Raw genomic sequence first — 24,473 nt, forward strand, 5'->3', positions numbered from 1 at the left:
TTGAAGTCCAGGCCTGCCGGCCTTGCCGCGGTGTCGATTCGCCACGTCCAGTCCGGCCTCCCACCTGTGCTTTCAGCGCTCACAGGCCCGTCTTGCCGTAGGCGAATCACAGGATGCCGCCCGGATTTCACGGCGCCGTTAATAAAGTGAACCGGCTAAACGGTAGCGGCAACAGAACATTGCCCACGCGGCTGCAACACGCCGCCCCTTCCCATTCCGTCCGGGCCGGAACCAATCAAGGACAAGTCATGCAAAAACTCATGGGGCTGGCGCTTGCCATGCTCGTCGCCGGTTGTAACGGCCTCTCGGATGACAATGATGAAGCAAGCCAGCCTGAATACCTGCAATACAGCTATGTGGTGGTTGGCGCAGATGGCGCGGCGGTTGCCCGGGCAATCAGCACCTACGGCGCCTGCCCCATCATCAACATTGGCAGTGTGGGGAAACGCATGCAGTTGCGGGCGGGCAGCGGTACCATGCCGCAGCGTCCCACCGCCAGTGCGCCCGCCGACTCCAAGCCATCCGACTTCCCGGTGATTACCTGCGAGGCGACCCTGCCGGCCGGTGCCGCCAGCGCCAGCATCGGCGGCCAGACCTTGCCCTTGCCCAAGGCGCAGCCGCAGCGCATCGTCATCCTGGGCGACACCGGCTGCCGCATGAAGAAGGCCGACAATGCCTTCCAGGACTGCAATAACGCCGACCAGTGGCCGCTGGCACGCATTGCCGCCACCGCGGCCAGCCTGAAGCCCGACCTGGTGCTGCACGTTGGCGACTACCATTACCGCGAAACCGCCTGCCCGGAGGGCAATGCCGGCTGCAAGGACAGTCCCTGGGGCTATGGCTGGGATACGTGGCAGGCCGATCTGTTCAAGCCGGCCGCGCCGTTGCTGGAGGCGGCTCCCTGGGTGGTCGTGCGCGGCAATCACGAGGAATGCGCGCGCGCCGGCCAGGGCTGGTTCCGCTTCCTGGCGCCCGAGCCCTATACGCCGGCACGCAGCTGCAATGATGCGGGCAACGACACCGTGGCCAACCTGTCGCCGCCGTACGCGGTGCCGCTGGGCGGCGGCGACCAGTTCATCGTGTTCGACTCGTCAAAGGCGGGGTTTGCCAAGCTGGCCGTGGATGATCCGAAGTCGCTGAACTACCAGCAGCAGATGATGAGCGTGGCCCGGCTGGCCGGCGGCGTGCGCGGCGGCAGCTTCTTTGCCAGCCATCATCCGGTGCTGGCCTACGAGATGCTGGATAACGGCAAACTTGTCGGCGGCAATGTGCCGCTACAGGACGCCATGGCGCAGGTCAATGGCCTTGCCTATTATCCGGCCGGCATACAGCTCGCGCTGCATGGCCATGTGCACAGTTTCCAGGCGCTCACCTTCGCTACGGACCATCCGGCCACCATCGTCAGCGGCAATGGCGGCGACGACGTCAGCCCTGCCCTGCCATCGCCCCTGCCGCCGCTGGCGCCGGCCCCGGGCGTGACGCTGGAACGCATTACCCACAGCACCACCTTCGGCTTCATGCTGATGGAGCGCGGCGGCAACGGATGGACCTACAAGGCCTATACCGCCGGCGGCAAGGTGATGGCGACCTGCAGCCAGCAGGGCCGGCGCCTGCTGTGCGACCGCACGGGCCGGATCGCGGCCTGATGGCAGGCGGCAGGCCACGCACCTGCGCAATCGTGCCTGCCATTCCCGTGGCTGCCGCGCGGGATGCGGCGATTTCCTTGCGCCGCTAGAGCGCAGCCCCGAACTTGCCGTCCATGTAGTCGCGGGCGGCCTGCTGGATCTCCTCGCGGGTGTTCATCACGAACGGGCCGTGGGCCACCACCGGCTCGCCGATGGGCTGGGCATGGCCGAACAGCAATACCGCATCCGAGTCGGCGACGATGTCGACCATGTCGCCTTCGTCGCTCAGCTGCAGCAGCCGGTGCTGCTGCGCGGCTTCATCGCCGATGCGGATCGTCCCGCGCGCCAGGTACAGGAACACATGGCGCCCGGCCAGTCCCTCGAAGCGTACGCTGCCGCCGGCGGCCAGCGTCACCGTGCTCATGAATACGCCCGTCAGCGACTGGAACGGGCCCTGCCGGCCCTGCCAGCTTCCGGCGATCAGGTTGACCGTGCCGCGGCCGTCCGCGGTGGGGAGCGCCGGTATCGCTTCCTTCTGCAGGCCGGTATAGCGCGGCTGCGTCATCTTCAGCCGCGCCGGCAGGTTGACCCACAGTTGCAGGATCTCCAGCGGCCCGCCGCTTTCCAGGAAGGCCCGTGGCGACACTTCCTCATGGATCAGGCCGCTGCCGGCCGTCATCCACTGCACCCCGCCCTCGTCGATCACGCTTTCATGGCCGCCGCTGTCGCGGTGCGCCAGCGATCCCTGCAGGATGAAGGTCACGGTCTCAAAGCCGCGATGCGGATGCGGGCCGAATGGCAGGCCGCGGTTGTCGCGGCCATAGACCTGCGGTCCGTGGTGGTTCAGGAACAGGAAGGGGTCGAGCCGGCGCGTGTCCAGGCCGGGGCCGGGCAAGGGGCGGCGCGTGATCAGGTCTCCGATATCGTCGCGCAGCGCCTCATGCTGGCGTTGCAGTGTCTTGCTGCTCATGGCGCATCCTTTCATGCATTTGGCACAGGCTGCAATGATGGGGACGAAACGCCGCGGCGTGAAGACGGCCCTTGCGGGAAACAGCATGCCGCGAGCGGCACAATGCGCCGCTTCGCAGGCTCCTAGCCGGTGATGCCGCAGGACGCCGCGCTCTGCGCCTGCTGCGCGGCGCGCTTGGCGGCCTCCACCTGCATCCCGGCCGGCAGCTGCACGCCATTCTTTACCGCCGTCAGCTCGGCCAGGATCGAAATGGCGATCTCGGCCGGCGTCTTGCTGCCGATGTAGAGGCCGATCGGGCCATGCAGGCGCGCCAGTTCCTCATCGCTGACGTCGAACAGCTTCAGCCGCTCGCGGCGCTTGGCGTTGTTGGCGCGCGAACCGATGGCGCCGACATAGAAGGCCGGCGACTTCAGCGCTTCCATCAGGGCCAGGTCATCGAGCTTGGGGTCATGCGTCAGGGCCACCACCGCGCTGCGCGCGTCGAGCCGCATGTCGAGCACGAGGTCGTCCGGCATCGCATGCACCACGTCCACGCCCGGCACGTTCCAGCTGCTGCGGTATTCCTCGCGCGGGTCGCACACCGTCACCTGGTATTCCATGCCGATAGCGATCTGCGCCAGAAAGGCCGACAGCTGGCCGGCGCCTATGATGAGCAGGCGCCAGCGTGGTCCATGCACCGTCGTCAGCGCCGACGACGACACCTGCATGCTCATGCCGGGGCTGGCCGGGCTCAGCGTCACGTCTCCGGTGGCGAGGTCGAGCCGGCGCGCCACCAGCTGGTGCCGGCCGAGCTGCGCCAGCAGTTCGCCGATGCGGCTCCTTGCCGACAGCGGCTCGATCGCCAGTTCGATGGTGCCGCCGCAGGGCAACCCGAAGCGATGGGCCTCGTCGGCGGTGATGCCATAGGTCACGATCTCTGGCCGGGTATGGGTAATGCCCTCGGCCCGTACCCTGGCGATCAGGTCGTCTTCCACGCAGCCGCCCGAGACTGAACCGATCACCTGCCCGTCGCCGGACAAGCCGAGGGTGGCGCCTTCGGGGCGCGGGCTGGAGCCCCAGGTGCGGATCACCGTCACCAGCTGGCAGGGTCGGCCCTGGGCGATCCACTGCTCGCAGGTCTTGAGTACGTCGAGGTCTATGCTGTCCATGGCGAAAAGAGTCCGGGAAACCGCCAGACTATGCCACATCCGGCAGCGGCCGATGTTGATGCGGATGGAGGTGCGTCGGACCATGGCAACGCAATGCCGTACTTTCCGAAAAGTCAAAATCCTACATAGTTCCTGCCGCTGCGCTTACAGACAGCCGCGGAAAAGCTGCCTAGAGTACAACATCCATAACTCGCAACTCATCAGCAAGCCGTGCGGAAAGGTGCTCGCGGCTGCACTGGCGACGCCCCGATACCATGCCCACATCAGAAACCCAGCGCCACCGCCAGACAACCGCACCAGCCAACGACGCGCTGGGCGAACGCGATATCTTCTTTGCCGCGGTCGAGAAGACCCGCATGCCGATGGTCGTGACCGACCCGCGCAAGCCCGACAACCCGATCGTGTTCGCCAATCCGGCCTTCCTGCAGATGACAGGCTACGCCGTGGAAGAAGTGGTGGGCAATAACTGCCGTTTCCTGCAGGGCCCGGAAACCGATCCGGCCACCGTGGCCGAGATGCGCCAGGCGATCCGCGAGCGGCGCGATGTCGCGCTGGAAATCCTGAATTACCGCAAGAACGGCTCGTCCTTCTGGAATGCGCTGTTTGTCTCGCCGGTGTTCGATGCCAGTGGCGAACTGGTCTATTTCTTCGGTTCGCAGCTCGACGTCAGCCGGCGCCGCGATGCCGAGGAAGCGCTGGGGCAGGCGCAGAAGATGGAAGCGCTGGGCCAGCTGACCGGCGGCATTGCCCACGACTTCAACAACCTGCTGCAGGTGATGGCCGGCTATCTCGAGATGATGGACCTGAACCTGACCACGCCCAACCCGGACCGTGGCCAGTTGCGCCGCCACGTCGACAGCGTGCGCAGCGCCGTCAACAAGGCATCGTTGCTGACGCAACGGCTGCTGGCGTTCGCGCGCAAGCAGCGGCTCTACGGCCGCACCCTCAACCTCAACTCGCTGACCGAAAACCTGGCCGACCTGGCGCGCCGCACGCTGGGCAGCGAAATCACGCTGCGCACCGAGCCCGCGCCCGATCTATGGAACTGCCAGGTCGATCCGACCCAGATGGAAGTGGCCCTGCTCAACATCCTGCTCAATGCGCGCGACGCCATGCCGGGCGGCGGCCTGCTGACGCTGCGCACCCGCAATGAAGTCATCAACGAGGAAGACCTGCATATCTTCTCCGGCCTGCAGGCTGGCCGCCACGTCTCCATCGCCGTCACCGATACGGGCGCCGGCATTGCGCCGGAACTGCTCAACCGGGTGATGGACCCCTTCTTCACCACCAAGGAGGAAGGCAAAGGCACTGGGCTGGGCCTGTCGATGGTGTATGGCTTTGCCAAGCAGTCCGGTGGCGCGGTCTACCTGTATTCCGAAGTCGGCGTCGGCACCACGGTGCGGCTTTACTTTCCCGCCACCGAGAACGCCATTCCTGGCACCACCTTTACGCCGGCCTTCACGCCTGATGCCGGAACCGGTGAAACCATCCTGGTGGTGGACGACAGGATGGAGGTGGCCGAACTGGCGCAGGCCATGCTGGAGAGCCTCGGCTACCACAGCATCGTGGTGACCAGCCCGGCCGAGGCGCTCAAGGCGCTCGACAGCACGGCCGGCATTGCGCTGCTGTTTTCCGACCTGATCATGCCAGGCGGCATGAACGGCGTGATGCTGGCGCGCGAGGCCAAGCGGCAGCATCCGGGACTGCGCATCCTTCTGACCACCGGCTATGCCGATCCGGCGCTGGAACGCAACGAGACCGGGCATGCCGAATTCGACATCATCAACAAGCCTTATCGCCGCGAGGAACTGGCGCGGCGGGTCAAGGCGGTGCTGGCCGGGCCTTCCGGCGTGAGCTGAAAACCCGCAGGCGCCGGAGAGCCTGCGCTCACAGCACGTAGTTGGCGGTATCGGACTGCAGCAGCAGCGTGCCGTTCAGCGTGGCCAGCGTGACGAAGCTGTTGGCGCCGCCGGTGCTGTCGACCCGCACCACGGTATTGGCGCCAGACGACGTATCGAACTGCAGGTAGCCGCCGCTGAAGGCATTGGCGCCGTTGTAGCCGGTGAACGTGAGCAGCAGGTCATGCAGGTTCAGGGTATCGACGCCGTTGGTGCCGGTCTTGCTGAAGGCGGTGATGATGTCGCCGGTGGTGCCGCGGTCGCTCAGCGTGTTGTAGTCGTAGACATCGTTGCCCAGCCCGCCGGTGAGCGTATCGTTGCCCGCGCCGCCAGTCAGGATGTCGTTGCCGGCGCCCCCTACCAGGATGTCGTTGCCCGCGCCGCCGTTGAGCACGTCGTTGCCGGCGCCGCCGGTGAGGTTGTCATTGCCGGCGCCGCCGCTCAGGGTATAGACGGTGCCGGTGTCGGTCTCGGCCGAGGCATTGACGGTCAGGCTGTTGGCGCTTCCCAGCCCGAAGCCCTCCACGCTGGCCTGCTGGGTGCCGGTCAGCATGGCGTTGTTCATGGTCAGGTTGTAGTTGTTGCCAGCCTGGACCACGATGACCTCGACGCCGACCAGGGTGCTTGCGCCGAAGGTCAGGCCGGCGCTGTAGTCGCCGCTCAGGTAGAGCGTGTCGACGCCGGCGCCGCCGTTGAACTGGTCGGCCGCGGTCATCGCCGCGCCGGCATATACCGAGTCGCGGCCGGCATTGCCGGTGACGATGTCGTTGCCGCCGAAGCTGATGTCGAAGTAGTCCGACCAGGCGCCGCCGGTGAGCACGTCGTTGCCGGCGCCGCCGGTGATGGTATAGGACGACTCCGTCTCGGCGCTGGCATTGATGGTCATGGTATTGGCCGCGCCCAGGGCCGAGCCGTCGACGGTGACGGTGGTTGCCACCGCGTTGGCATCGTTGAAGGTCAGGCTGTAGCTGTTGCCTGCGCCGAGCGTGATCTCTTCGACATTGACCAGCGTGGTCGCGGTGAGCGTGACGCCTGCGGCATAGTCGCCGTTGAGCGCCAGGGTGTCGGTTTCCACCGTGTCGTCGGCCGGCGAGCCGCCGTCGATGCGGTCATTGGCGTTGAACGCGGCGCCGGCAAGGATGGTGTCGCTGCCGGCGCCCGCCGTCACCGTGTCGTTGCCGCCGGCGCTGATATCGAAGACGTCGGTGCCGGTGGTGCCGTTCAGGGTGTCGTTGCCCGCGGTGCCGGCGATGGGTTCCACCAGCACATTGGTCACTGTCACCGTGACGGCCTGGCTGGCGGCGAGAGCGCCGTCGCTGGCCTGTACGGTGACGTTGTAGACGTTGTTGGCGCCGACATCGACCGGCGCCTCGAAGTCCGGCGCAGTCACGAAACGGAGCGCGCCGGTGGCGGCGTTGATGGCGAAGCGGGCCGCATCGTCGCCGCCGGCGATGCTGTAGGTCAGCGTCGGGCTGTCGGCATCGGTGGCAGTGATCGTCGCCACTGCAGTAGTGTTCTCCGCCACGTTGTAAGCCGCTGTCGGCGAGGAAAACACGGGCGCCGTATTGGCCGGCGCCTCGACCACGTCGGTGACGGTAATGGCAATCGCCTGCGTGGTGTTCAGCGTGCCATCGCTGGCCTGCACGCTCAGGTTGTAGACGTTATTGGCGCCGATATCGGCCGGGGCTTCGAAGTTGGGCGCGGTAATGAAACTCAGTGCGCCGGTGGCGGCGTTGATGTTGAACAGCGCCGCGTCGCCCCCTGTCACCAGGCTGTAGGTCAATGCCTGGCTCTCGGCATCGGTTGCCGCCACCGTGCCCACCGCGGTGCTGTTCTCGGGAATGCTGAAGGCATTGGGCGATGTGAAGGTCGGCGCGGTGTTGTTGCCCGCCGGGCTGCCGCCCACCACACCGATGAAGTCGGTTGCCACCGGCACCAGCGCCTGCGTGTTGCGCAGCTCGATCATCAGCTCCGGCGGCGGCTGGCCGTCGCCGCCGACATCCACATAGATGAAGGTGCTGGTGCCCGACTTGGCGTACCACACCGTGTTGCTGTTGCCGGTCTGCCCGCCCCAGGCCAGGTCGGTGGCGCCCAGCAGCGCCGACAGGTCGATGCGGTCCGTGCCCTGGGTGAAATCGGTGATGGCGTCCCAGGTGCGGGTGACAGTCGCGTCCGGCGGCGTCTGCCAGTTCGCATTGGGCGTGGACTCGGTCGTAGTCTGGTACACGAACACATCGCTGCCGCCGCCACCGGTCAGGGTATCCGCCCCGCCCGCGCCGCTGATGGTGTCGTTGCCGCCTGCGCCCACCAGCGTGTTGGCATTGGCGTCCCCGGTCAGGACTTCATTGACCACGTTGGTCACCGTCACCGCAACCGCCTGGCTGGCCGACTGCGTGCCGTCGCTGGCCTGCACCGTGACGTTATAGACGTTGTTGGCGCCCACATCGGTGGGAGACTCGAAGTCGGGCGCGGTCACGAAGCGCAAGGCGCCGGTGGTGGCGTTGATGGCGAAGCGGGCCGCATCGTCGCCGCCGGCGATGCTGTAGGTCAGCGTCGGGCTGTCGGCATCGGTGGCGGTGATGGTGGCCACCGCGGTGCCGTTCTCGGCCACGTTGTAGGCAGCCGTGGCCGAGGAAAACACGGGCGCCGCGCCGGTCGGGTTCTCGTTGACGTCGGTCACGGTGACGGCAATTGCCTGCGTGGTGTTCAACGTGCCGTCGCTGGCCCGCACGGTGACGTTATAGACATTGTCGGCGCCGACATCGCCCGGCGCCTCGAAGTTGGGCGCGGTGATGAAACTCAATGCGCCGGTGGTGGCATTGACGTTGAACAGCGCCGCGTCGCCGCCCGCGACCAGGCTGTAGGTCAGGGCCTGGCCTTCGGGATCGGCCGCCGCCACGGTGCCGGCCGCGGTGCTGTTCTCGGCCATGCTGAAGGCTTGTGGCGAGGTGAACGCCGGCGCCTCGTTCACATTGGTGACCGTTATCGCAATCGCCTGCGTGGTGTTCAGCGCGCCGTCGCTGGCCTGCACGGTCAGGTTGTAGACGTTATTGGCGCCGACATCGGTCGGGACCTCGAAGTTGGGCGCTGCCGCAAAGCTCAATGCGCCTGTGGTGGCATTGATGGTAAACAGCGCCGCGTCGCCGCCTGCCACCAGGCTGTAGGTCAGCGCCTGGCTCTCGGCATCGGTTGCCGCCACCGTGCCCACCGCCGTGCTGTTCTCCGCCACGGTGAACGTAGCCGGCGATGTGAAGGTCGGCGCGGTGTTGTTGCCCGCCGGGCTGCCGCCCACCACGCCGATGAAGTCGGTTGCCACCGGCACCAGCGCCTGCGTGTTGCGCAGCTCGATCATCAGCTCCGGCGGCGGCTGGCCGTCGCCGCCGACATCCACATAGATGAAGGTGCTGGTGCCCGACTTGGCGTACCACACCGTGTTGCTGTTGCCGGTCTGCCCGCCCCAGGCCAGGTCGGTGGCGCCCAGCAGCGCCGACAGGTCGATGCGGTCCGTGCCCTGGGTGAAATCGGTGATGGCGTCCCAGGTGCGGGTGACCGTCGCGTCCGGCGGCGTCTGCCAGTTCGCATTGGGCGTGGACTCGGTCGTGGTCTGGTACACGAACACATCGCTGCCGCCGCCACCGGTCAGGGTATCCGCCCCGCCCGCGCCGCTGATGGTGTCGTTGCCGCCTGCGCCCACCAGCGTGTTGGCATTGGCGTCCCCGGTCAGGACTTCATTGACCACGTTGGTCACCGTCACCGCAACCGCCTGGCTGGCCGACTGCGTGCCGTCGCTAGCCTGCACCGTGACGTTGTAGACGTTGTTGGCGCCCACATCGGTGGGAGACTCGAAGTCGGGCGCGGTCACGAAGCGCAAGGCGCCGGTGGTGGCGTTGATGGCGAAGCGGGCCGCGTCGTCGCCGCCGGCGATGCTGTAGGTCAGCGCCGGGCTGTCGGCACCGGTCGCGGTGATGGTGGCCACCGCGGTGCTGTTCTCGGCCACGTTGTAGGCCGCCGTGGCCGAGGAAAACACGGGCGCCGCGCCGGTCGGGTTCTCGTTGACATCGGTGACAGTGACGGCAATTGCCTGCGTGGTGTTCAACGTGCCGTCGCTGGCCCGCACGGTGACGTTATAGACATTGTCGGCGCCGACATCGCCCGGCGCCTCGAAGTTGGGCGCGGTGATGAAACTCAATGCGCCGGTGGTGGCATTGACGTTGAACAGCGCCGCGTCGCCGCCCGCGACCAGGCTGTAGGTCAGGGCCTGGCCTTCGGGATCGGCCGCCGCCACGGTGCCGGCCGCGGTGCTGTTCTCGGCCATGCTGAAGGCTTGTGGCGAGGTGAACGCCGGCGCCTCGTTCACATTGGTGACCGTTATCGCAATCGCCTGCGTGGTGTTCAGCGCGCCGTCGCTGGCCTGCACGGTCAGGTTGTAGACGTTATTGGCGCCGACATCGGTCGGGACCTCGAAGTTGGGCGCTGCCGCAAAGCTCAATGCGCCTGTGGTGGCATTGATGGTAAACAGCGCCGCGTCGCCGCCTGCCACCAGGCTGTAGGTCAGCGCCTGGCTCTCGGCATCGGTTGCCGCCACCGTGCCCACCGCGGTGCTGTTCTCGGCCACGGTGAACGCAGCCGGCGAGGTGAAGGACGGCGCGGTGTTGGGAGGCGCTGCCACGCCGATGAAGTCGCTGGCGCTGAGCACGGTGCCGCTTGCCATGTTCTGCAAGTCGATCCGCATTTCCGCCGTTCCCGGCGCGCCGTTGGTATCGACGAAAACGGAGATGGTCGTGCCGCTCCTGGTGTACCAGACGCCGTTGGCGGTGGGCGTCGTACCGCCCCATACCAAGTCGGTGGCGCCGAGCAGGGCCGACAGGTCGATCCGGTCGGCGCCCCGGGTGAAGTCGGTGATCAGATCCCAGTTGCCGCTCGCGGCCGAATCGGTGACTGCCAGGTAGACGAAGGTGTCGTTGCCGGCGCCGCCGGTCAGGGTGTCGCGCCCGCCGTTGCCGCGCAGCGTGTCATTGCCGTTGCGCCCGTTGATGGTGTCGGCAGTGCTGGTGCCGACCAGGTTGTCCGCACCGTTGGTGCCATTGATGGTAGCCATGCCCGAATCCCCGCAAACTTCCACCCAGCAGCGGTGCCGCCGGATGCTTGGTCAATCTTATGACGCTAAAGCAGCGTCGCGAACCAATGACGATATGGATCAACAGCGCGGCTGCCAGGCCTGACGCCGATCAGACAGTCGCCAGTTGCTCTAGGAGCCTGCGCGGCAGAAGGGTCGGCGGCTGCAATGCGCGAGAAAACGGCCCAGTTCGGCATCACCACCTGCGCCCAGGGGTTCGGCAAAGCAGTGCTTTGCCCCCTGGGCTTGTTGGCACTACCAAACTGTCCTCGTGTTTCGCACGTTTCGCATCAAAGCCTTCCGCCGCGCAGGCTCCTAGCGCTCCCGCAACATGCCGTCCTTGACCTTCATGATCGGCTTGAGCAAATAGTGCAGCACGGTCTTGCGCCCGGTGCGGATGTCCACGCTGGCGACCATGCCGGGCATGATGGACAGCGCCGCGCCGCCGCCGGTGGGCGTGCTGCCGCGGGTGCGCACCTGCACCGGGTAATAGCTTTCCGCGCGTTCGCCCGGACGTTCCGGCGTCACCGTGTCGGCGCCGATATGCTCCAGCGTGCCGGGAAAGCCGCCATAGATCGTGAAGTCGTAGGCGCTGAGCTTGACCATGGCCTCCTGTCCGACGCGCAGGAAGGCGATGTCGGCCGGCCGCACCCGCGCCTCGATCAGCAGGCTGTCCTCGCGCGGCACGATCTCCATCAGCTCCATGCCGGGCTGGATCACGCCGCCCACCGTGTGCACCTTGAGCTGCTTGACCACGCCGGCCACCGGCGCCCTGACCTCGGTGCGGCGCAGCCTGTCTTCCAGCTCGGTGTTGGCCGCGGCCAGCGCCTGCTGCTCGGCGCGCGCCAGGCTGAGCTCCTTCATCGCGTCGGCGCGAAAGCGCGACGCCAGTTCATCGACCTTCTCGCGCGCCTCGCGCAGCGCCGCTTCCAGGCGCGGCAGCGCCAGGCGCGCGGCGTCCAGTTCGCCCTGCAGGTCATTGGCCTGGCGCTCCAGGCGCACCGCGTCGAGCTGGGTGATATAGCCCTGGTTGGCCATGGGCCGCACCATGCCCAGCTCGCGGCTCACCAGCGCATGGCTCTGCTGCAGCTGCTGCTGGCGGGCGCGCTTCTCCGCCAGTTCCTGTTCGCGCTGCCCCAGCTGCTGGCGCAGCACCGCGAGATTGGCGCGCAGCGCCTGCTGCCGGCTGGCATACAGCGCCGACTCTTGCGCCACCAGCGCCGGATGGCTGCCGGCAAGCTGTTCGGGCGCGCTGAACGGCTGGCCGCTGGCCTCGGCCGACAGGCGCGCAATGCGCGCCAGCAGCGCCCGGTTCTTGGCCCTGCCCTCTTCCGACTGCGATGCGAAGCGCACCTTGTCGATGCGCAGCAGCGGCTGGTCGCGGGCCACGCTGTCGCCGTCCTTCACCAATACCTCGGCGATGATGCCGCCTTCCAGGTTCTGCACCTGCTGCACTCGCGACGACGGAATCACCTTGCCTTCGGCCACCGTGAATTCATCCACCTTCGCCAGCGCCGCCCAGGCCAGCGCCACCAGCCAGAACAGGAGGCCCAGCCAGAACGCCCAGCGGGTGACGCGGCGTGGACCGTGCGCCAGCATGCCGGCCACGCCATGCAGGTAGTCGGCATCATTGACCGGCTCCGGCAGCGCCGCCGTCGCCGGCTCCCAGCCCGACACCGGGCGCGCCTTCTGTTCAGCGCGCGACATGGACCTTGCCCGCCGCCAGCGCGGCCAGGACGGCATCGCGCGGCCCGTCGGCCACCAGCCGGCCTTGGTCCATCACCAGCACCCGGTCCACCAGTGACAGCAGCGAGCCGCGGTGCGACACCAGCACCAGGGTGCGTCCCGCCAGCTGCGCGCCCAGCCTTTCCTTGAACAGCTGCTCGGAACGGGCGTCCATCGCGCTGCTGGGCTCGTCGAGCAGCAGGATGGGCGGCGCCAGCAGTTCGGCGCGGGCGATCGCGATGGCCTGGCGCTGGCCGCCCGACAGATTCACGCCGCGCTCGCCGACCTGCTGATCGTAGCCCTCGGCCGACGCCGCCACGAAGTCGGCCACGCCGCCGATGGCGGCCGCGCGCAGCATGGCCTCGTCGTCCACGCCGCTCTCGCCCAGCACGATGTTGTCGCGGATGCTGCCGTAAAACAGGTTGATGTCCTGCGGCACATGGCCGATCTGGCGCCGCAGCAGCGCCGGGTCGAGCTGGCGCACATCGGTGCCGTCGACCAGCACCGCGCCGGCGTCCGGCGCATACAGGTTCATCACCAGCTTCTCGATCGTGGTCTTGCCCGACCCGATGCGGCCGATGATGGCCACGCGCTCGCCAGCGGCGATGCGCAGCGACACGCCGGCCAGCGCCTCGGCCTGCTGGCCGGGATAGGCAAAGCGCACGTTGCGCAGCTCGATCTCGCCACGGATAGCCCCGCGCTGCAGGAACTGGCGGCCGGCCTCATGCTCCACCGGCAGCGCCATGATCTTGCCGGTGGCGTGCAGCGCATTGCGCGCCTGGTGGTAGCGGGTCAGCAGCGTGGCCAGTTGCGACCAGGGCGCCAGCGCCCGCCCGGCCAGGATGGTGCAGGCGATCAGGCCGCCCAGCGTCAGCCTGTCTTCCGCGATCCTGAGCGCGCCGAACACGATCACCAGCAGATACGCCGCCTGCTGCGCAAACTGCGCGAAATTGACCGCGCAGGCCGACAGCAGCCGTGCCCGCAGGCCCATCCGCGCCAGCTGGCTGACCAGGGCTTCCCAGCGCCGCTGCAGCATGCCCTGGGCGCCGGCGGCCTTGATCGCTTCCAGGCCGACCAGGCTTTCCACCAGCACCGCCTGGCGCTGCGCGCCGAGGCGGCTGCTGCTTGCCACCAGCCGCGCCAGCGGCAACTGCAGCAGCAGGCCGACGCCGACGATCACGGGGATGGCCAGCACCGGTATCCAGCCCAGGCTGCCGCCGACCCAGAACATCGCCGCCAGAAACAGCGCGACAAAGGGCAGGTCCACCAGCGCGGCCATGGTGGCGGAGGTGGCGAAGTCGCGCACGCTTTCGAATTCCTGCAGGTTGTTGGCGAATGCGCCGGCCGACTGCGGCCGCGCCGCCATCTTCAGGTCCAGCACCCGCTGGAACACCTGCGAGGACAGCTGCAAGTCGATGCGGCGGCCGGCGATGTCGATGAAATAGCCGCGCAGCATGCGCATGCCGAAGTCGAACACCAGCACGATGGCCATGCCCGCGGAAAGCGCCCACAGCGTGGCCTCGGCCTGGTTGGGCACCACCCGGTCATACACATTCATCGAGTACAGCGGCATGCACAAGGCGAACAGGTTGATCATCAGCGAAGCCGCCAGCACTTCGCCATACAGCGGCCACAGCGGCAGCACCGCGTCGCGCAGCCACTGCGCACGGGCCGGCGGCGCGCTGGCCGCGCTGCGGGCGTCGGCCGACACCAGCGGCCGGGCCAGGATCACCACGCCGGCATGCCGCTGCCGCAGCAGCGCCAGCGGCAGCACGACGGCGCCTTCCTGCGGCAGGATCAGCTGCGCGCTGTCGCCTTCGACGCCGGTCAGCACGCAGGCATCGCGGCCGTCGAGCAGCAGCACCACCGGCAGCATGCCGGCGCTGACCTGGTCGAGCGACCGGCGCGACAGCGCCGCATCCAGGCCGAAGCGACGCGCCGCGCGCACGAACAGTTCCGGCGTCAGGCGAGCGTCCACCAGCGGCAGGCCGGCCAGCACCGCCGCGGCGCTGATGGTCCGTTCATGCAGCCGCGCCAGCGCCAGCAGGCAGGCCAGCAGCGGGTCGTCATGCGCCATTGCGGCGGCGGGGACCTGCCAGTCCGCATCTGGCGTGGCGGCGTTCTCGGCGCTGTCGGCGTGATTCAGGGCATCGGCATGGGGCATGGCGCCAGTCGCAAAAGTCGTTGCCTTACCCTAACGGCAGGTGGGCCGGACGACCTTGAGATTGCACAAGCGGCGCGTTGCACCCAGGCTTCAGTCGCGCCCGGGCAGGTCCAGCGAGCCGGTCACGCTGAGATTTTTCACCACGAGTTCGTCGATTTCCAGACGGCGGATGCGTGCCCTGCCGACCGACAGCGCGCCGATGGCAAGCGCGCCGATGGCCAATGCCCCGATGGCCAGTGCACCGGCGGCCGCGGCGCCCAGCGCCAGGCTGCCCGCTGCCTGGGCGCCGGTGGCGCGCAGCGGCGAATGAAGACGTGGATGGGTAGTGGTAGGCATGGCGGTTCCTTTGCAGTGTGATGCGGAGAGGAGCGCAGCCGGCAATGGCAGCGCCCGGCGCGACGGCGGGCATGCCGCAGCCGTTCAATACCATGCCCGCCCCTGCCCCAGGGCGCAATACCCCGCAGCGGCATCGCGCCCTAGGCCACCCCACCAGCGACCCGCGCCCGCATCGCCCCGCGCAGCGCATTGCACACCACGATCTGCTCGGCCCGATGCAGGTCCGCCATCGTCAGGCGCGCCTGGCGCGTGCGCCAGGCCGGGTCGTCCAGCAGCACGCCGCGCATCACGCCCGGCAGTACGCCAGCCTCCAGCGGCGGCGTCAGCCACTGGCCGTCCAGCCGGAGGAAGACATTGCTGCGGCCGCCTTCGGTCAGTTCGCCCTTCTCGTTGTGGAACAGCATGTCGAATGCGCCCTGCTCCTGGGCGCTGCGCCAGGCCTGGTCGTAGCGCGCGCGCAGGCTGGTCTTGTGGCGCAGGAAAAGGTCGTCGGAGACAGTGGGCTGCGGCGCCAGCAGCACCGACACCGGCTGCGGCCAGGGCGCCAGCAGACTGGCCGCAAGCGTCGCCTCGCCGTTAAAGGACAGCACCAGCTTCAGCGCATGCTCGCCCTCGCCGAGCGCGATGCAGGCGGCGGCGATCCGGGCGCGCAGTGCCGGCTCGTCCCAGCCAAAGCCGAAATAGCGGGCCGAGGCAGCCAGCCGCGCGAGGTGCCGCTCCAGATGCCGGCAGCCTGCATCGCGCGTTGCATGCATGGTCTCGAACAGCGTGAATTCCTGCGGCAGGCCGGTCAGGAAGCGCGCCTTCTGCAGGCATTCCTGGTACTCGTCCTGCGCCCGGCTGTCATGCACGATGCCGGCGCCCACGCCCAGCACGCCGGCGCGCACGCCGCCTTGCGGCGCGGCCAGCGCCAGGGTGCGGATCGGCACCGACAGGCAGAAGTCGCCCGAAGCCTCCAGCCAGCCGATCGCACCCGTGTAGATGCCGCGCGGCGTGTCTTCCAGTTCACGGATGATCTGCATTGCGCGCCGCTTCGGCGCCCCGGTGACCGAGCCGCAGGGATAGAGCGCCGAGAGGATGCGGGCAAAGCCGGCATCGGTGCGCCGCGTGGCCTTGACGGTGGAGGTCATCTGCAGCACCGCGCCGTAGCGGTCGACCTGGAACAGCGCCGGCACCGTCACCGAGCCGGTCTCGGCCACCTGCCCGAAGTCGTTGCGCAGCAGGTCGACGATCATCAGGTTCTCGGCCCGGGTTTTGGGATCGGCCTGCATCTGCGCCGCGGTGACGGCATCGAGCGCGGCGTCGCCGGCGGCGGGCGCGGTGCCCTTCATCGGCTGGGCCGTCAGGGTGCGGCCTTGCTGGCGCATGAACAGTTCGGGCGACAGCGACAGCACGGCGGCGCCGTCGGGCAGCAGCGCCAGCGCGCCGTAAGGCACAGGCTGGCGCGCGCGCAGGCGCCGGTACAGGGCGGCAGGCTCGCCCCAGACATCGAAGTGGAAGCGCCAGGTATGGTTGATCTGGTAGGCGTCGCCGGCTTCCAGCCAGGCGTGGATGCGGCCGATGGCATCGGCGAAACGGTGCGCGTCCTCGCCCGCCTTCAGTCCAGCGATGCCGGCCGGCGCCTCACCGGCCTGGGCAGCCAGCCAGTCGTCGGCCTGCTGGCGCGACAGCCGGCGACACTGCGCAAACAGCAGCGCCCGTGCGGCCGGCCCCTGTCCTGGCCGCACGGCGATGCCATGCAGCCCGGCGCCCAGCTCGTAATCGCAGAGCAGCACGGCGCAGCGGCCGCCGTCGAGCGCTTCCTGGATCTGTGCCATCCAAATGTTGAGTCCGCCGGCATCGGCGCATTCCAGGGTCTCGCTGTAGCCCGAATACAGGCGCGAGGTGGGCGCGTCGGCCTTGGCATTGCAATCGTCCAGCAGGACCCAGCATTCCTGCTGCATGGCAGTCCGGCTCAGGTCTTGGGCAGGGTCACGCCGCGCTGGCCCTGGTACTTGCCGCCGCGGTCGCGGTAGGAAGTTTCGCAGACCTCGTCGCTTTCGAAGAACAGCACCTGGGCGCAGCCTTCGCCGGCATAGATCTTGGCCGGCAGCGGCGTGGTGTTGGAAAACTCCAGCGTCACATAGCCTTCCCATTCCGGCTCAAAGGGCGTGACGTTGACGATGATGCCGCAGCGGGCATAGGTCGACTTGCCCAGGCAGATGGTGAGCACGCTGCGCGGAATGCGGAAGTATTCGATGGTGCGGGCCAGCGCGAAGGAGTTCGGCGGGATGATGCAGACATCGCTCTTGATGTCGACGAAGGAGTTCTCGTCGAAGTTCTTGGGGTCGACGATGGTGCTGTTGATGTTGGTGAATATCTTGAATTCGTCGGCGCAGCGGATGTCGTAGCCGTAGGAAGACGTGCCGTAGGACACGATCTTTTGACCGTTGGCCGCGGTGCGCACCTGGCCCGGCTCGAAGGGTTCGATCATGCCGTGCTGTTCGGCCATGCGGCGTATCCACTTGTCGGATTTGATGGTCATGTGGGTGCTATCGGGAAGAAATGGGGATAGCGCGCGATTTTACGCGAAAAGCGGCGCGGGACCGATGGGAAGGCGGTGGCGCAATGCCGTGGCCGTGGCCGTTGCCGTTGCCGTGGCCGTGGCCGTTGCCGTTGCCGTGGCCGTTGCCGTTGCTTCTGCCGTGGCCGTTGCCGTTGCTTTTGAAGTTGCAGTTGCTTTTAAGTCCCGTTGAGCGCGCCGTGACGTCGGTGCGTGGAGCGGGAAAAGGTGCGGCGTCTGTCTGAGTCAAGCGCAGCTTGGCGAGTTTAGCCGCGCCCCGCTCCATGCATCGACGGCACGGGGACCCTCGCGCAGCGAGGGCGCGATCACCGGGTCGCCTTTTCTTGCCTACTTCTTTTGCTGGACTTTGTCCATTTTTCCACAGCGGGTAAGCCCGAAGAGTTCTACCATGAAGCACCGACTCCGCAACGAGAGGTGCATCATGCCATCGTTCCCCGAGCTTACCGATTGCAGTTTAGTATTCCGTCCCCTGTTTTCCAAGCGGGTATGGCACTCCGTTCAGATCCTGATCAAGGGGGCCATCCTTGCTGTGGGTTCGCGCACCGTGACGGCCATCCTGCGCGTCATGGGCCTGTCTGAAGACCAACAGTTCCAACGCTTCCATCGGGTGCTCAATCGCAACACATGGTCGACCCTGCAGGCAAGCCGGCGTTTGCTCATGGCACTCATCGACGCCTTCGCTCCCTTGGGCCCTCTGGTCATGGCGCTGGACGATACCATCGAGCGCCGGCGCGGCGCCAGGATTGCCGCTCGTGGCATCTACCGCGACCCGGTCTGGTCCAGCCACAGCAATGTCGTCAAGACCAGCGGCCTGCGATGGCTTTGCCTGATGCTGGTGGTGCCCATTCCCTGGGCACAGCGTCATTGGGCCTTGCCCTTCTGTTGCGCTCTGACGCCCTCGGCGCGCTACTACGCCAACCGCCGTCGCCAGCCGGTCACGCTGACGGACCGAGCCCGTCAGATGCTGCGCCAGGTGCATCGCTGGCTGCCCGATCGGCGCATCGTGGTTGTGGCCGACAACAGCTTCTCGGTGCTTCATCTGCTTGCCGCGGTGCGGCGCGACGTGACCATGGTCACGCGCCTGCGACTCGATGCAGCCTTGTACGAACCGGCGCCTGCGCGGGTGCCCGGCACGCGCGGGCGGCCACGGCTCGTCGGCCATGCACTGCCGAAGTTGCAGCAGGTGCTGGATGCCGCAGATACGCAATGGAAAGCCATCACGCTGGCTTATTGGTACGGGCACACGCACAAGCGGCTTGACGTGGCCACCGGCACCGCCCTGTGGTACCACGGTGGCGCGCCGGCAGTGCCCCTGCGCTGGGTGCTGGTACGCGACCCTATGAAGCAACTCAAGACCCAGGCCTTTCTCTGCACCGACCAGAAGGCCAGTGCGCCGCAGATCCTGAACTGGTTCGTCAAGCGCTGGCAGATCGAAGTGACCTTCGAAGAAGCACGTGCCCATCTGGGCGTGCAAACCCAGCGGCAATGGTCTGACCGCGCCATTGCCCGGGCTACGCCCGCCATCCTGGGCCTGTACTCGGTGGTGACGTTGCTGGCAAGTCAACTGCTGACATCACAAGTCATCACGGTTCGTCAGGCAGCCTGGTATCGCAAGGAGTGCGCCACCTTCTCCGACACCATTGCCATGGTACGGCGATGGCTGTGGCAAGCCGATCATTTAGCGATCTCTGAAAAACCACCAGACATGATAAAAATCCCGACGGATTTGTTTCTGCGCCTGACTGATACGCTCAGTTACGCCGCTTGAATGGACAAAGTCCAGCTTTTGGCGAAGCAAAAGAAGTAGGTCGCCTGCCGGGGCGAACACCCGGCCTGGTCATGATGCGAGGACATGCGCATTGGGTCACCAGGCGTAAAGACGTCACTGCGAAGCAGCAGTTGCTTTTGACGTTTGAAGTTTGAGGTTTCAACACGAACGTCAACGTCAACGTCAACGTCAACGTCAACAACAACACCGACAGTGCTGCCCGGGCGTTGCCGGGTGACGCAATGCGATTGCACTGCCGTGGAGACAAGCCGGGGGTCCGTCCCGGCGGCCGGGTTACTTTTTTGCTTCGCCAAAAAAGTAACCAAAAAAGGCGACCCGGTGATCGCGCCCCGCTGCGCGGGGTCCCCGTGCCAGCGGTACCCGGAGCGGGGCGCGGCTAAACTCGCCAAGCTAAAGCTTGGCTCAAACAGACGCCGCACCTTTTCCCGCTCCGGGCACCGCTGACACGGCGCGCTCAACGGGATTTCACTACAACGGCCACTTCAAAAGCGACTGCAACTGCAACTGCAACCGCAACGGCAACTTCCGTACATTGCCCCCGCGGGCCACTCCGCCCTGCCTCGGTACCTCACCCAAGCAATCATCTCGTAGGGCGCAATACCCGAAGGGCATTGCGCAACCGGTCATGCGCAGGAACGGCTCAGCCGCCCCCGCGCCGGGTGTAATGATCGAAATACTTCAGAAACGCCGACCACTGCGCCTCCTCCATGGCGACGAACCGGAAGCGCACGCCCAACACCGGCAGCGTGATGCTGGCGATGCGCCGTGGCGGCAGTTCGCTCAGGGCGATCTCCACAGTGCCCTGGTCAGACAGCACGGTATGCAGGTCGCCGATGCTGATGATGGGCGCGTTGCGAGTTGCGCCCGGCAGCCAGCGCAAAAACTCCTCCCGGGTGCAGCCCATCTCCCGGTACAGCTCGTGGTCGGCCGTCATCCACCCGCGACCGGCGGCCAGATCGCCAGCGCGTCGCCGGCTTCCAGCGTGCGCGCCATGCGCTGCGACGGCTCCACATAGACGCCGTTGACCAGCACCAGGTGCACCAGCTTCTTCGGCAGGTTGAAACGCTCGATCAGGTCGCCGATGGTGGTGGCCGGATCGATATCGAGTTCCACCGCGTTATGGCGCTGCCCTGCCGGCAGGTAGTCAGACAGGGTCGCATACAACTTGAAGGTAATCCTCATGCCACGGACTCAGCTTGCATGCCGCCACACTTCCTGCTGCTGGGCACAGGCGATATAGGCTTCCATCAGCCGCGTCGGGTCTTCCTTCAACCGGTCCTTCCAGGCGCCCAGCCTGACCCGTTGCGAGATCAGGCCGCGCAGCACGCCGGCATGCTGGGTATGGCCGACCGCGTTGGAACCGATCAGCCGGTCGCCTTCGAATTCCAGGCGCAGGAAGCGGAATGCCGGCACGTCGATCAGTTCGGCATGCTCGCCGCCAGGCACGCCGTCCCAGCGCCCGAAGGAAGTGGAGATCAGGCCCAGGGTGTCGAGCACATTAATCTGCGGCACATCGGTCATGCGCAGCGCGCGCCCGACCATGTTCATGCCGGCGCAGCGTCCCTGCTCGGCCGCATTCGGCTGGATCGCCGACACCACGGTGTGACCGGTGGCCTGGTCGAATGCCTCGGCGCAGTCGCCGGCGGCATAGATGCCGGGCACGCTGGACTGCATGGTGGCGTCCACCAGGATGCCATCCTTGCAATGGATGCCGCTGTCCCTGGCAATGTCGATCTGCGGCTTGACGCCGGTGGCGGAAATGATCAGGTCGGCTTCCACCACCTCGCCGCTGGAGAGCGTAAGACGCAGCGGCGTGCCAGGCTCGATGGCGTTGACCCGTGTCGACGTATAGACCTTGATGCCCTTGTGCTGGCACCAGGCCTTGATCATGTTGCCGGCGCCGGCGCCCATCATGCGCGGCACCATGCGGTCGCCCATCTCGATCACGGAAAGATCCACGCCGCGCGCGGCGAGCGCTTCCATGATGATGCAGCCGATGAAGCCGGCGCCCATCTGCACCACCCGCGCGCCAGGCTGGGCCAGCTGCATGATGCGGCGCGCGTCTTCCATGGTCCAGCAGGTATGCACGCCGGGGCTGTCCATGCCCGGAATCGGCGGCGCCACCGGCGACGAGCCGGTGGCCAGCAGAAGCCGGTCATAGCTCAAGCCGCGGCCATCGGCCAAGTGGACGATGCTGGCCGCTGTGTCGATGCTCCTGGCGCGGCCATGCTCCAGGCGGATGCCGCGGCTGCTGAAATGCTGCGGGTCCTTGCGCAGGTAAGTGCCCTGCTCGGTGATGTTGCCCATCAGCAGATAGGGAATGGCCATGCGCGAATAACTTGGTTCCGGTTCGTCGCCCAGCAGCACGACCTGGTCCTGCGGCGCATGGCCGACGATGGTCTCGGCGGCGATCACGCCAGCCGGACCGTTGCCTATGATCAGATGTTTCATGGTGGTTTCCGGTAAACAGGCAAGGCGTCGCCGGCGCCTTGCCGGCGACGCCTGCCCTGCATGAAAGACGCGGCCTACAGCGCCAGCCGGCTGCGGGTTTCCTCGGTCAGCTGCCCTTCGGCGTTCCAGCCGCGGATGCGGTAGTACTCCGGCAGCATCTGGTCGAGGCCATTGACCAGGCCCTTGGCCGGGCCGGTCTGGGCGGCCTCGGTCAGCAGGCGCTTGGGCAGCGTGTCATCGAGGTTGGTGAAGCCGGCGCGATTGTTGAAGTCGCGCTCCATGTTCCAGATGCGCTCGCCGATCTCGCCCAGCTTTTCCATCGTGAACGACTCGTCGCAGGCGGCATGCAGCTGCGGCTGCAGGTCGGCCAGGGTCCAGGCGAAGGTGGTGAAGACGCACACGCCGGCCGAGTCGAACACCGCGGTGGCGTCCTGGAAGGCCTTGACCAGCTCGGCCTTGCCCTCGGTCACCAGCGGGTCGGTCTTGACCGGGATGCCCAGCACTTCCGAAGCCACGGTGTAGCCGCGCAGGTGGCAGGCGCCGCGGTTGGAGGTGGCGTAAGCCAGGCCCATGCCCTGGATGCCGCGCGAATCGTAGGCCGGGAATTCCTGGCCCTTGACCGACATCGACAGGTCCGGGTAACCGTACTTCGCGGTCAGGCGCTTGGAGCCCTGGCCGATCTCCACGCCGAAGCCCTCGCCCTTGGCGGTGATCTCGACGAAATGGGTCAGCGCCTCGGCGCTGCCGAACTTGGCGTCGATGCCCAGCTGCTCCGCGGTCAGCACGCCCATTTCATACAGCTCCATCACCGCGCCGACGGTGGCGCCGAAGGAGATCGGGTCCATGCCCTGTTCGTTGCAGATGAAGTTGGCATAGGTCAGCGCTTCCAGGTCGTTGACGCCGTTGGCCGAGCCCAGCGCCCAGGCCGCTTCGTATTCCAGGCCGCCGGAGGCGCCCCAGTACTGCGGCTTGTTCTGCACCGTGAAGTGGTTCTCGTCGATCTTGGAAATGCGGCCGCAGGCAATGGTGCAGCCGAAGCAAGCCTGGTTGGTCACCAGGTTCTTCTTGCCGTCGGTCGGGCGCGGCGTATGCATGGCTTCGCCGGAAATGTCCTTGGCGCCTTCGAACTGCACCTCGCGGTGATTGCGGGTGGGCATGGCGCCCATCTCGTTGATCACGTTCATCAGCACCTGGGTGCCGTAGGTCGGCAGGCCCTGGCCGGTGACGGCATTGTCGGCCAGCACCTTCTTGGCGGCCACGGTGGCCTTCATGAAGGCGCGCGGATCGCGGATATTGCCCACGCCCTTCTTGCCGCGCACGGCGATCGCCTTCAGGTTCTTGCTGCCCATCACGGTGCCCACGCCCGAGCGGCCGGCGGCGCGGTGCAGGTCGTTGACCACCGCGGCATACAGGCAGCCGGTCTCGCCGGCGCGGCCGATGGTGGAAACGCGCATCAGAGGGTCCTGGTGCCGGGTCTTGATCGCCGGCTCGGTTTCCCAGACCGACTTGCCCCACAGCCAGGAGGCGTCGAGCAGTTCGGCATGGTCATCGTTGATCGACAAGTAGACCGGGCTGGCGGCCCGGCCTTCGAAGATGATCATGTCCCAGCCGGCCATCTTCAGTTCGGCGCCGAAATAGCCGCCCGAATTCGAGCAGGCGATCGCGCCGGTCAGCGCACCCTTGGTGATCACGGAGTAACGCCCGCCCGTGGAGGCCATGGTGCCGGTCAGCGGGCCGGTGGCCCAGATGATCTTGTTCTCGGCCGACAGCGGATCGACCGCCGGGTCGACTTCATCGACGAAATACTTGGTCGCCAGGCCACGCTGGCCCAGGTATTCCTTTGCCCAATCCATCTTCAGCGGTTCGGCGACGCAGGTGCCGGCCGTCAGGTTGACCCGCAGTATTTTTCCAGTCCACGACATGATGTGCTCTCCTCGCTGATTCAGGCCGCGGGTGCGGCGGCGTTGCTGTTGCCGAGCTTGTCGGCCCACTGGCGCATGCGGTCCAGGCCGGTCCAGTCGGCGTCCACATAGGTGATGGCGCCGGTCGGGCAGGCATCGGCGCAGGCCGGGTCGCCGCCGCACAGGTCGCACTTGTGGACCTTGCCGGTGTCCTGCACGTAATTGACGGTGCCGAATGGGCAGGCGATGGTGCAGACCTTGCAGCCCACGCAGATATCCTGGAACACCAGCTTGGCGCCGGTGGTGAGGTCGAGCTTGATGGCGTCGACCGGGCAGGCATGCAGGCACCAGGCTTCGGCGCACTGGGTGCAGGTATAAGGCACCTTCTTGCCGGTGTCGTGGAACTCGAACACCTTGATGACGGACTTGGACGGGTTGAACAGCCCGTAATGCTCATAGCTGCAGGCCATTTCGCATTGCAGGCAGCCGGTGCATTTCTCCGGCTCGATATGTAGCGACTTTTGCACTCTGGTCTCCTCCTGGTGGAAGCTTCGCTGCGATGCGCCGCGCAGGGCGGGCAAGCGACGGCGCGCTTTGGGCAAAACGCAGGATGATGTGCAAAAAGCAAGCCAGGCCAGGGCCAGGAGACTTATGTAGCCTTGTTCATACGCAAAACCGGCCCGGCAGGGAAAAACAGTCCATGCCGATACGATCAAGGACTGTCACGGAATGGAACAGTTGACCGGATCTGGAACAGTGCCAGTGTGTGTCAATGCGTGTCATTGCG

Annotated in this window: 16 protein-coding genes; 3 read left to right on the forward strand and 13 right to left on the reverse strand. The window is 66.8% G+C overall.

Annotation, left to right across the window (positions count from 1 at the left end; all coding sequences use genetic code 11):
- The first annotated feature begins 248 nt into the window (after positions 1-248).
- Positions 249-1,646, forward strand: a complete 1,398-nt coding sequence (locus ABC383_RS09515; RefSeq protein WP_413013439.1) for a metallophosphoesterase family protein — start codon at positions 249-251, stop codon at positions 1,644-1,646.
- Positions 1,647-1,731: 85 nt separating this feature from the next.
- Here ABC383_RS09515 and ABC383_RS09520 read toward each other — a convergent pair whose 3' ends face one another.
- Both ABC383_RS09520 and ABC383_RS09525 read right to left on the reverse strand, forming a co-directional pair.
- Positions 1,732-2,595, reverse strand: coding sequence for a pirin family protein (locus ABC383_RS09520; protein ID WP_413013441.1), 864 nt, complete (start codon positions 2,593-2,595; stop codon positions 1,732-1,734).
- A gap of 122 nt (positions 2,596-2,717) precedes the next feature.
- The gene (locus ABC383_RS09525) at positions 2,718-3,743 is read right to left on the reverse strand and encodes an XdhC family protein (protein WP_413013443.1); all 1,026 of its coding nucleotides are present in this window, start codon (positions 3,741-3,743) and stop codon (positions 2,718-2,720) included.
- 254 nt (positions 3,744-3,997) lie between these two features.
- Here ABC383_RS09525 and ABC383_RS09530 point away from each other — a divergent pair, with 254 nt between their 5' ends.
- The gene (locus ABC383_RS09530) at positions 3,998-5,602 is read left to right on the forward strand and encodes a histidine kinase famiy protein (RefSeq protein ID WP_413013445.1); all 1,605 of its coding nucleotides are present in this window, start codon (positions 3,998-4,000) and stop codon (positions 5,600-5,602) included.
- Positions 5,603-5,630: 28 nt separating this feature from the next.
- On the opposite strand, the gene ABC383_RS09535 is transcribed toward ABC383_RS09530, so the two are convergent.
- The 6 genes from ABC383_RS09535 to dcd form a co-directional block, all read right to left on the reverse strand.
- Complete coding sequence (locus ABC383_RS09535; protein ID WP_413013447.1) at positions 5,631-10,739, reverse strand: cadherin domain-containing protein; 5,109 nt, start codon at positions 10,737-10,739, stop codon at positions 5,631-5,633.
- A gap of 333 nt (positions 10,740-11,072) precedes the next feature.
- On the reverse strand, positions 11,073-12,464 hold the full coding sequence (locus ABC383_RS09540; RefSeq protein ID WP_413013448.1) for an HlyD family type I secretion periplasmic adaptor subunit: 1,392 nt from the start codon (positions 12,462-12,464) through the stop codon (positions 11,073-11,075).
- Positions 12,451-14,646 carry a type I secretion system permease/ATPase gene (locus ABC383_RS09545; protein WP_413013450.1) on the reverse strand — a complete coding sequence of 732 codons (2,196 nt, stop codon included), beginning with the start codon at positions 14,644-14,646 and terminating at the stop codon, positions 12,451-12,453. The genes ABC383_RS09540 and ABC383_RS09545 overlap by 14 nt, the downstream gene beginning before the upstream one ends.
- Before the next feature lie 90 nt (positions 14,647-14,736).
- Complete coding sequence (locus ABC383_RS09550) at positions 14,737-14,982, reverse strand: hypothetical protein (RefSeq protein WP_413013452.1); 246 nt, start codon at positions 14,980-14,982, stop codon at positions 14,737-14,739.
- A gap of 140 nt (positions 14,983-15,122) precedes the next feature.
- A complete protein-coding gene (locus tag ABC383_RS09555) occupies positions 15,123-16,925 on the reverse strand; it encodes a chorismate-binding protein (protein WP_413013454.1) in 1,803 nt (600 codons plus the stop codon).
- A gap of 11 nt (positions 16,926-16,936) precedes the next feature.
- Positions 16,937-17,506, reverse strand: a complete 570-nt coding sequence (gene dcd / locus ABC383_RS09560; protein ID WP_194715837.1) for a dCTP deaminase — start codon at positions 17,504-17,506, stop codon at positions 16,937-16,939.
- A 427-nt stretch (positions 17,507-17,933) separates the two neighbouring features.
- Here dcd and ABC383_RS09565 point away from each other — a divergent pair, with 427 nt between their 5' ends.
- Positions 17,934-19,313 carry an IS701 family transposase gene (locus ABC383_RS09565; protein ID WP_413012379.1) on the forward strand — a complete coding sequence of 460 codons (1,380 nt, stop codon included), beginning with the start codon at positions 17,934-17,936 and terminating at the stop codon, positions 19,311-19,313.
- Between the two features lie 661 nt (positions 19,314-19,974).
- On the opposite strand, the gene ABC383_RS09570 is transcribed toward ABC383_RS09565, so the two are convergent.
- From ABC383_RS09570 to ABC383_RS09590, 5 genes are all read right to left on the reverse strand, one after another.
- Positions 19,975-20,268 carry a hypothetical protein gene (locus tag ABC383_RS09570; RefSeq protein ID WP_413013456.1) on the reverse strand — a complete coding sequence of 98 codons (294 nt, stop codon included), beginning with the start codon at positions 20,266-20,268 and terminating at the stop codon, positions 19,975-19,977.
- A complete protein-coding gene (locus tag ABC383_RS09575) occupies positions 20,265-20,516 on the reverse strand; it encodes a MoaD/ThiS family protein (protein ID WP_217345455.1) in 252 nt (83 codons plus the stop codon). Before ABC383_RS09575 ends, ABC383_RS09570 begins: the two co-directional genes overlap by 4 nt.
- A 9-nt stretch (positions 20,517-20,525) precedes the next feature.
- Positions 20,526-21,785, reverse strand: a complete 1,260-nt coding sequence (locus ABC383_RS09580) for an NAD(P)/FAD-dependent oxidoreductase (RefSeq protein WP_413013459.1) — start codon at positions 21,783-21,785, stop codon at positions 20,526-20,528.
- 74 nt (positions 21,786-21,859) lie between these two features.
- A complete protein-coding gene (locus ABC383_RS09585) occupies positions 21,860-23,707 on the reverse strand; it encodes an aldehyde ferredoxin oxidoreductase family protein (protein WP_413013461.1) in 1,848 nt (615 codons plus the stop codon).
- A 20-nt stretch (positions 23,708-23,727) separates the two neighbouring features.
- Positions 23,728-24,213, reverse strand: a complete 486-nt coding sequence (locus ABC383_RS09590) for a 4Fe-4S dicluster domain-containing protein (protein ID WP_194715832.1) — start codon at positions 24,211-24,213, stop codon at positions 23,728-23,730.
- Positions 24,214-24,473: the final 260 nt, after the last annotated feature.

Source organism: Noviherbaspirillum phoenicis (assembly GCF_047237965.1).
Taxonomy (GTDB): Bacteria; Pseudomonadota; Gammaproteobacteria; order Burkholderiales; family Burkholderiaceae_D; genus Noviherbaspirillum_A.